This is a genomic window from Candidatus Chloroploca asiatica (genome assembly GCF_002532075.1).
Lineage (GTDB): Bacteria > Chloroflexota > Chloroflexia > Chloroflexales > Chloroflexaceae > Chloroploca > Chloroploca asiatica.
This window is the reverse complement of the sequence record NZ_LYXE01000101.1, coordinates 42,482-49,334: the sequence shown is the minus strand read 5'-3', so window position 1 is coordinate 49,334 and position 6,853 is coordinate 42,482. Positions and strand designations below refer to the sequence as shown.

Sequence of the window (6,853 nt, the reverse complement as noted above, 5' to 3'; positions counted from 1 at the left end):
AGAGGTTGGCTTCAACATAACGCACTCCTTGCGTGGAGTCCATCGTACCACGGCAGGCCACATTTTTCAGCAGTCTCGAAAGCACCTGGGCTTTACGGGCTGTCTCTGTAAAGGTCGCTTCCAGGGCTACGCTGAACATGGGGGAACCAAGTTCCCCCATGTTCAGCGTAGCCCTACGGTCACTTCGTAGAGGCGACACCAAAACGCTTGCTCGTGGTATACTCGTAGTCAGAATGATGACAGTTCAAGGCTGCGAGGTACTGTCGTGACCGTATCAGTTCAGGCAAAACCGCCGAACTGCTCAGTATCAAGCACCTCGACTTCATCCGCCTGCTTGCCGAAGAAAAGACACCCTACCTCGACTACGCAATCCCTGAACTCGAACCTTTACCTCCCCGGCGCAACCTGCGGTGTTGCCGTTGGCCCCGGGGCAGGCGGGGGAGCCAGCAGGTCGCTCAGGCGGCGCACGTCGCTCCAGTTGGTCTGGCTTTCAACGGGGGCAATCGGGGTGTAGAGGGTGTCAAGGGCAAAGACTTGCACGGCAAAGCGTTGCCCGTCAAGCGTGATGATCCGGCTCTCGTCCATCGGGACGCCCAGGGGTCGCCCGGCCCGCGCTTCGGCGAGCATGTATTGATGAAAGGCCCAGTTGGGGTAGTAGACAACCGATGAGGCCAGGAAGGTTTCGCTGATCAGCGCTTGATCGAGCGGGCCAGTATAAGCGCGGAGCGTGACATCGGCACCGGCGTTCGCACTGCCACTCCACGAGGCGACTTGCCGCCGAATAGCATTGATGTAGGCCGTCGGAACATTGCCGTCCGACGTGGGCGCATAGACAGGCACGGCTTTCTCGACGGTATCCATACCACGATTGATATAACCCAGCATCAGTTCTGACCAGTCACGGACACTGTCTTGCCAGGTGGCATACCGCGCAAAGCCATCAACGATGCCTGCGTTGCGTTCCTGTTTGATATGCCGACGCAGCATGCCCCAGTTTTGCAACCCCGAACGGGCACAGCGCCCGGTCATGCAATACTGACTCTCGTGCTGAAAAAAGGCGAGCGCAACCGCCGGATCAAGCCCATAGCCACGAATAATATCGTAGAGTTCGTTGCCATACGGGGCGGCGGGCGAACCGGCATTCGCCAGGATGCGACTGAAATTGGTCTGTGAGATCCGGGGCGCGGCGCGAAAGGTCAACCCCTGGCTCTGCGCAGATGCCGCAGGGGGCAAGGCCGTGACGCCAACGATAATCCCGGCCAGAGCCACCATCGCGACGAGCAGGCCAAGCCGACGACTCTCACGCTGCAACAGGGCAGGGAGGCGCAAGGCAAGCAGCGAAACCGCCGCCCACGCAAGCACAATCGCAGACTGTTGCAACTGAAGCGGCGTAATCAGACCGAGGAGGAGCAAGGGCACCAGACTGATGCCCAGCAGAACGAGGATCGTCAGCGCAAGTGGTTCACCATAGGTACGCCACCGCATGAGCTTTGCTTTCCTGGACTACGCCCGCAGGCCAGCAAAGCTGGCCTGCGGGCGTAGTCCAACCAACACTTAAACGACCCCTTCCAGCCGATCTTCGAGATCGGCGTAGAGTTCGCGCAGGCGATCAAGGGTCTCGTCATCGGTCTGCCACATACCACGGGTATTAGCTTCGAGCAAGCGCCCGACGGCATTGCGGGTTGCTTCGGGATTCGCCGCCTCGAGGCGCTGCCGCATCGCATCGTCGAGCACAAAGGTGGACGCTGCCTCATCATAGACCCAATTGTCCACCGCCTCGGTCGTCGCACTCCAGCCGAGCATATAGGTAAAGCGGTGCGCAATCTCGGCAGCCCCGTTGTGCCCATGCTTGAGCATCCCCTCGTACCATTTGGGATTGAGCAACTTGGTGCGGTACTCAACGCGCAGCACCTGGTCAAGATTCTGTATCTTGGTTTCGGCGGTATAGCTCTCGACATAGTTGAGCGGCACCTGCTGGCCGGTGGCGCGTTCAGCCGCCGCCTTGAGCGCCCCGGAATAACCATAGTAGTGCTGCATATCGGTCAGGCCATACTCAACACTATCAATCTCCTGGGCAACCCGGCCCACGGTGCCAAGCAACGAACGCAGGACTTCCGGCTGAGCACCGCCCGCCTTCTCGCCACCAAACGCAAAAGCATTGCGCTTAATAAAGAGCTCTTCAAGCTCCTGGCGATCTTCCCAGGCACTGCCATCAATCGCCTCATCAACATCGGTGCCATAGGTACCCTCGGCCTGCGTAAAGATCCGCGCGGTTGCGGCCTCCAGGGTCTTCCCCTCAGCGAGCATCGCATTGACATGTTTGCGAATAAAATTCTGGTCTTCGGGCTCATCGGCCACCGCCGTCTCGCGCACCAGCCGGTCGAGGATATCGATCGTCCCGGCGAAAGTATCACGGAAAATGCCCGACGCGGTCATCAACACATCAATGCGCGGGCGCCCAAGTTCTTCCAGCGGAATCAGGCTATAGCGCCCAATCTTGCCCTGGCCGTCTTTGACCGGGCGGGCACCCATCAGGCCAAGCACAATGCCGATCGACTCACCCTTGGTCTTAATCGCATCAAGGCCCCAGAGCACCTGCGCAATCGTCTCGGGGTACTCACCATTTTCGGCCACATGGGCCGCAATCAGCGATTCAGCGATCCGGACACCACGTTCATAGGCGCTATCAGAAGGCACACGGAAGGGGTCGAGGCTATGGATATTGCGGCCCGTGGGCAACACGGCCATGCCATCGCGGATCAAGTCGCCACCGGGAGCGGCGGGAATATACTTGCCTTCCAGCCCGTGGAGCAAATAATCAAGTTCTTGCGTATTATCACGGAGGGCCGCGAGCATCGCCCGCCCGTGTTCGGCCAGCGGATTGAGCGCCATCGACCACGGGACAACCTCGGTGAGCCCAAAGATCGCCCGCCAGGCACTATCGGGGTTTTCGCCATCGAGGATTGCCCGGCGCACAAACGCATGGCACCCTGCCTCAATACGGTCACGCAGCGTAAGAGCATGGACATCGCCGCGGCGGGCCGCCGCCAGCATACCCGTATAATCACCAAAGCTCGACACGACACCATTGCTATCTGGCCCATTGCCCACCGCAGTCAGCGCCAGATCACCAAGGCCCATATTGCCATCACGCGGAATCTTGAGGGCCTCGGCAATCAGGGTCAACTGCTGATCGGGGGGCGGCGCACTCCCCATCACGTGCAGACTATCGGTAATCAGCGTATTTTCGAGTTCACGGAGGTAGGCATAGGCCCGTGAGACAAACGCACTGAATGGCTCATCAGGAAGCTGCGCCAGCTCTACGTCAAGATTGAGCAACTCGATCTTCTGCTGGATCGCCTGCATTGCCGGATGCTCACCCGGCTCAGGTTCAACCTCACCACGCTCACCGCGGCTCCGCTGTTCATCAAGCAGATCCTTAAGCGCCTGCAACTCTTTATAGAGCCCGGCGCGGCCATAGGGCGGGATGGCGTGGCCGACGATCGTCGCATACCCGCGGCGCTTGGCGATATTAGCCTCAGCCGGATTATTGATCGGATAGACATAGAAATTGGGCAAGGTACCAAGCAATACATCAGGCCAGCAATGCTCGGTCATCCCGAGTTGCACCCCCGGCATCCACTCAGACGTCCCATGCATCCCAACATGGACAAGCGCATGGGCACCGAACTCTTCGCTGAGATACTTATAGAAGAGCGCATACTGATGGTGGGGCGTATTCTCGCGGTCAAAGAGCAGCCGCATCGGGTCACCGGGCATGCCAATCATCGGCTGGATACCAATATAGACATTGCCGAGGTGCATCCCACCGAGGCGCACCCGGTCGCGGCCAGCGGGGGCAATATCACCAGGGAACGCGCCCCAGCGACTATTGATGCGCTCTTGATCCTGGGGGCGGATCCAGCGATAGAACGCCTCGTTATTGACTGTCGGCAGATTGAGGGGCGGATGGCCGGGGGGCAGCTCAGGCATATCAGCCCGCAGGGTGGCCTCAAGGCAGCGGGCAAACTGAACGGGATCACGCGGATAATCACCGACCGTATAGCCAGCGGCACGCATCCGATCAAGCAGCGCAATCAAGCTAGACGGCACATCAAGGAGGGCTGCCGTTGCCACATTGCCCTGCCCAGGCGGATAATTGTAGACCACCAGGGCAACCTTCTTGTCGCGATTCGGCGTCTTGCGCAGCCGCACATAACCGCTAGCCTGCTCACCGAGGCGATTCAGGCGGTCGGGCACCGTCCCAATCTCACTCCCACGCATCCCACCGAGCACCACCGGCGCAATCGCGCCATCCATCTCGGGCAACGCATACATCATCGTCGCCTGGATCGGCCCGACGCCATGTTCGCGCCAATTCTCTTCATCTTGCACAAAGAGCGGCGAAGAGACGATATAGGGAACATCAAGCTTGCTCAGCAACTCACGGGCCACCGCAACCGTCAGACCAGCCTTGGTGGAACCAGCGGGGCCACCAACGAGGGGAAAACCCATCGTATTGATCACCGCATCGACGTGCATCCGCCCAAGCCACTCACGGACAACGACGTGGCCTTCGATACCCTGGACAAAGATGGGCAGCACACGGAGATTGGCCGCCTCGAGGGCACGCACAACATCATTGTGGTAATGCGTCCCACCGAGGATATGGCTCCGGAACGAGAGCACTGCGACGGTGCCGAGTGGTTCGGCCTTCTTCTTACCGCCATTGCTCCGTTTCCGCCGCTCGCGCTCCCACTTCTCATACTCATCAGGTTTCGCAAAATATTTTGGTGCATCGGGATGCGCAAATCCCATATCGGGCACCTGGACGGGAGGGGGCACCTGCAACTTGGGCATATTGCAATACTCACGAAGAATGAGCTTGAACATACTCGCCGTATTGGCGACATTGCGTGTATTCCAATACGTGGTGACATTCGTCCAGTTGCGGAAATCGGTCAAGCGCTTGCCTGGCAGGAAATTGACCAACTTGCTGGTAATCTTCTGAAGCTTGACATAGCCATAGAAAGCATCTTCTTCGCGGTTACCCACGAGCAACCGGGCGACATTCTGAACAGGCTTGGGCATCCCGCCGCCGCCGCCCTTGCCACCCATCGCATAATTGCCAACCTTGGTGAGACGCATGACCTCGGGCACACCTTCGAAAGAGAAGACAATCGGCGGATCGTGGCGCTGAACCACAGGAACCAGCCACTCGGTGCTTTCGGCGAGCGTAATCAGTGAAGAAAAGAAACATGAACAACGAGCGATCGCCGCCTCAACCTCATCGGGTCGCTGTTGAATATCACGATCTTCAAAGACACGCAGCCGAAAACTCGGTACCTCTTTACGTACCTCAGCTTCAGCCGCCGTAAAGAGATCCTGGCTGTAACGCTGCAAACCCAGTACCATCACAAACTCATGCGCCATTGCTTCACCTCGCTTCTTAGGCACAGAACGTATAAAGATCTAGCGTACATTATCGGTGACATGTACGAAAAGAACAAACTTTGCATTCTATGAACAAAAGAAGAACTAGCGGTAGGGAGGGTCTCAGGGAGGGCTTGCCCTCCCTGAAAAATCCATTACGAACCCACTCCATGCTGCAAGCGCAGCTTGGAAGCATTTAGCCAAGGCGATGATAGCCTGAGCGATAGTAGAGCAACGGATTACCCTCGTAGCACTGCGCAGCGATCACCTCACCGACAAAAATCGTATGGTCGCCACCGGGCAACGTACTGTGAACGTCACACTCGATATGGGCAAGCACCCCACGTAAGAGCGGCAAGCCATTGGGCGACATATCAAACGTTCCACTGGTAAACTTCTCAGCCTCTTCACTAGCAAAGCGGCGCGAGATATACTCTTGATCTTCGGCCAGAATATTGACAGCATACCGACCCGAGGCACTGATCACCGCGTGACTACCTGCGCGATGATCAATCGAGACGAGCACGAGCATGGGATTGAGGGAAAGTGAGGTAAACGAACTAACGGTCAACCCGGCTGGCCGACCTTCATAGACCGAAGTAACCACCGTAACTCCGGAAGGAAACCGCCCCATCACTTGACGAAAACGCGATTGGTCAATCATCCTCTGTTATACCTTTATCTCTACATCTTGTAACAGTCACTATCTCAAGGGCTATTTTCATTGTACCTCAACTTATACATGTGCGCCTTGTATAATGTGTCAGCTTCATGTATAATAGTTAATATTTGGTTAAGGGTCATCCAGATGGTCGTAGGCACCTGTCACATCCAGTTCAAAACCTGGAACGATCCCTTGCTCTGAAGCGAATCCTAGTCTTTAAACTCACAAAATGCATCATTATCATAATATATAGATCTAGATTTTTCTTCAACAAATAGAAAAAAGGTGTTATAATTGTACGACTAACAGCATAAGATTCAGGTTAACAAACTATGTTGTTTTATTCTACCATGTAGCCCCGCACGGTCTTATCCACAGTACAAACTGACACCACATGCGGGTAAGCGGGTAGAGGTATCGTCAGCATCGTCAACAAGCGTGTTGGCCGTGTGGTTCGTCAGGGTGAGAAGATTGTAGCGGAGGTTTAGAATGGTAGATCTGAAGGATTATACGCTGGACGTCGACTTGAAGCAGGGTGTCGTGCCGATCTCCAAGGCCGCATCATCGTTGGCCGCATTAATCAAGCGTTCGCGGGCCAACCATCAGCCCATTATTGTGACGCAAAAAGGCTATCCAACTGGTGTCATCCTTGATGTTGATCTCTTTACAGCCCTACGCGAACTTGCCGATATTCATCTTGAGAATGAGACGGTTGAAGGTATAGCAAATTCTGACGCTAGTGAAGAATAGATTGCT

The 6,853-nt window shown here is 56.4% G+C and carries 4 protein-coding genes and 1 pseudogene; 2 read left to right on the top strand and 3 right to left on the bottom strand.

Going from position 1 to position 6,853, the window contains the following annotated elements; genetic code table 11:
* Nucleotides 1-270 precede the first annotated feature (270 nt).
* A pseudogene (locus A9Q02_RS25330) lies at nucleotides 271-372 on the top strand (hypothetical protein); the annotation flags it as partial.
* Between the two features lie 15 nt (nucleotides 373-387).
* Here A9Q02_RS25330 and A9Q02_RS13180 read toward each other — a convergent pair.
* The 3 genes from A9Q02_RS13180 to A9Q02_RS13170 form a co-directional block, all read right to left on the bottom strand.
* Complete coding sequence (locus A9Q02_RS13180) at nucleotides 388-1,485, bottom strand: glucosaminidase domain-containing protein (protein ID WP_097653550.1); 1,098 nt, start codon at nucleotides 1,483-1,485, stop codon at nucleotides 388-390.
* A gap of 69 nt (nucleotides 1,486-1,554) precedes the next feature.
* The gene (bchH, locus tag A9Q02_RS13175) at nucleotides 1,555-5,433 is read right to left on the bottom strand and encodes a magnesium chelatase subunit H (protein ID WP_097653549.1); all 3,879 of its coding nucleotides are present in this window, start codon (nucleotides 5,431-5,433) and stop codon (nucleotides 1,555-1,557) included.
* A gap of 196 nt (nucleotides 5,434-5,629) precedes the next feature.
* A complete protein-coding gene (locus tag A9Q02_RS13170) occupies nucleotides 5,630-6,097 on the bottom strand; it encodes a flavin reductase family protein (RefSeq protein WP_097653548.1) in 468 nt (155 codons plus the stop codon).
* Between the two features lie 489 nt (nucleotides 6,098-6,586).
* On the opposite strand from A9Q02_RS13170, the gene A9Q02_RS13165 reads away from it, so the two are divergent.
* Complete coding sequence (locus tag A9Q02_RS13165) at nucleotides 6,587-6,847, top strand: type II toxin-antitoxin system Phd/YefM family antitoxin (protein WP_097653547.1); 261 nt, start codon at nucleotides 6,587-6,589, stop codon at nucleotides 6,845-6,847.
* Nucleotides 6,848-6,853: the final 6 nt, after the last annotated feature.